The 2,489-nt window shown below is 44.3% G+C and carries 3 protein-coding genes; 1 reads left to right on the top strand and 2 read right to left on the bottom strand.

Annotation, left to right across the window (positions count from 1 at the left end; genetic code table 11):
• Nucleotides 1-267: 267 nt before the first annotated feature.
• On the top strand, nt 268-645 hold the full coding sequence (locus tag H1S01_RS19895) for a hypothetical protein (protein ID WP_188042125.1): 378 nt from the start codon (nt 268-270) through the stop codon (nt 643-645).
• A gap of 165 nt (nt 646-810) precedes the next feature.
• Here H1S01_RS19895 and H1S01_RS19890 read toward each other — a convergent pair whose 3' ends face one another.
• Both H1S01_RS19890 and H1S01_RS19885 read right to left on the bottom strand, forming a co-directional pair.
• Nucleotides 811-1,233 (bottom strand): tyrosine-type recombinase/integrase, encoded by a 423-nt coding sequence (locus tag H1S01_RS19890; protein WP_188042124.1) that lies wholly within the window; start codon nt 1,231-1,233, stop codon nt 811-813.
• Nucleotides 1,214-1,879 (bottom strand): site-specific integrase, encoded by a 666-nt coding sequence (locus tag H1S01_RS19885; RefSeq protein WP_188042123.1) that lies wholly within the window; start codon nt 1,877-1,879, stop codon nt 1,214-1,216. Before H1S01_RS19885 ends, H1S01_RS19890 begins: the two co-directional genes overlap by 20 nt.
• Nucleotides 1,880-2,489: the final 610 nt, after the last annotated feature.

Here is a 2,489-nt window from a genome sequence, read left to right as displayed (position 1 = left end):
CATCCCCGTTTCGTTTTCTGGGGATGATTATCTCATGAACCTTTTTTCCTTACTATGTGGGAACTATTAGACGCTTACGGTGAAGCCATGGGGTTGAAATGGCCCGGTACGCAGGGAAACCGACGGAGGCAGTGTGCTGACGGCGGTTTTTTGCGTTTGTGTGTCGTCGACAGATTTATAACGCCTCCCTTTTACGGGAAATTATGTAGCATAAACTATTCAAAATATATTAGAATAGGCTTGGCGTTTATTGCTTAACCGCTAAGAATGTTAATAGAGGCGTTTTTTCTGAAGAAAAAAACTGCCCCGATTTATCAAAGAACATTAAATGCAGTAAATAAAGCAGATCCAATGCTAATTAACGAAGCCAAACAGGTAGTTGTACAAAAGGTTCAAACAAGCACGGATGATCGGATTTTCAGTAACCGATGGGCTTATGAAATCGTGGGTATTCTAGGTGATTCATGGGCATCACGTCTTCGTAGAGCATTTCCACTGCTTCCTAAAAACGAAGAAAGTCACTTCAAATATTCAGTATTAGGTTCAGTTATATACGATTATTTGAAAGACCATCCGGATTGGGAATTTGAAATGCGTATTGAAGATGATGAGACCGGATACTCTGTTTATAAACGTAAAATCTAGAGTAAGTAAGAGAAAGCGTAGGCCGACGGCCACGCTTTTTTGTTAGCTCTGATTTATAGCAGACAACCTACCCTATCTTCCTCGGACTCAACATCCCCTCTATTTTGTCGATGGCCTGTTTCTTAACGACCGGTAAGACGTGGCTGTATGTATCCAGCGTAATCCTTATACTCCCATGGCCCAACAGTTCTTGAACCACCTTCGGGTGAACCCCAGCAGTCGGGTCGCATATGTGTGCCTTAGTGAATGCAGATTAGTCTTCGGAATCTCAGCCTTATCCAACAGTCGATGGAATTTCGTGGCCAAGTTCCGCTGCGAGACCATCCGACCCTTCTTGGTTGTCACGATCAGACCGTCATCCTCGTATTCCTCCCCCTCTGCCATTTGCTCAATGTATTGCAGTACCTGCCATCGTTTAAGCTGCCGGACCAAATCCTCGGTTATCGGAATCCTCCGATAGCCGTTTTTTGTTTTTGGCTCTTGGATTATCTGATAGGTCCTATTGGGACCGTTCTCGTTCTTCACCAGTACGGTCCCCTTGGTCACGTCAATATGGCCACGTTCAAGATTAATATCGCCCCACTTCAAAGCAAGCAACTCCCCCTACCCTCATTCCCGTTCCGAGCAGCAGTTTGAAAGCGATCCATAGACGGTCCTCCTCGGTTACGAACATGAATTCCTTCATTTGATCTACGGTGAATATGCTGATCTGCTTGGGAGAAGGTTTAGGTTTACGAACGTGGTCGGCGATGTTCTTGCTGATTAGTTCATCGTGAATGGCCTGTTTGAGGGCAGTTCGGGCAGTGGTGAGAATCAGTTCGACCGTTCTGGTTGATAATCCGGACTGTCTTTTTTCATTTAATAGCTTTTGAAGCTGGGTAGTCTGCAAAGCCTGTACCTTCACGTTGCCCAGTTTGGGCTTCAAATGAAGCCGGGTAATGTACTCATATGACTCCCAAGTTTTAGGACGCACGTTAGGTTTCACATATTGTTCAAGCCAGATGTCGAGCCACTCGCCGAAGGTTACTGTCGATGGGATTACGAAGATACCTTGCCGATACTCGACTAAAGCTTGGTCACGCCACTGTAGGGCTTCGCCCTCTGTTTTGAAAGTTCGACGAGCGTACTTCGCTTTGCCGTTGTCGTCTTGACCGATGTGGACTTGGGCTACAAAGTAGCCGTCTTTGCGTTGGTAGACGGAACCTTGTCCAGGTTTGTTACGTTGAGAGGTCATGAAAAAACACCTGCTCCTTCGTTTGATCAACTGATTTCTAGGAGGCAGGTGTAGGTTATCTCGTGTGGGGCGGGAAGTGAAGTTAATGTTATGGAGTAAGATTTTGGCCATGTGTATGAATTCGAAGCTGGGCATAATTTTATTAAAATAATCGGAGGAAAGGAAATAAAATGAATCGATTAAAAGCCTTTATTATTATTATCATAGTGCTCGCCATAGTTGCTGTTCGAGCGAGAAAGACCCACTTTGAATGTCCAAACTGTGGTCAGTCTTTTAAGGTATCTATCCTAAGATATATTTTTTCGCTCCATTTGTTGTTCCGTCGCTATGTGAAGTGCCCCAATTGCAATAAAAGGGCATTGATGCTGCCTGTGAGGGATAAAAAACCATAACAGCTAAATTACTTAGAACAGAACACAAAAATGGGTCAATTTTTCATAAAGTAATAGTGGGTACCGAGGATTGTGATGATGGTGATCAAAATGACCAAACCGAACATGTTTAACCGCTGGGATTGATTTTCCCGGCGGTCATTTTTTCGTTCACACCAAAGCTCCTAAACCCATAAAATGGAATTGTAGTTGTTCCTCAATCAATTCGAGAGGAGGCG

Origin of the sequence: Heliobacterium chlorum (assembly GCF_014502795.1) — a bacterium.
Lineage (GTDB): Bacteria > Bacillota > Desulfitobacteriia > Heliobacteriales > Heliobacteriaceae > Heliobacterium > Heliobacterium chlorum.
This window is presented reverse-complemented; position numbering and strand designations above follow the sequence as displayed.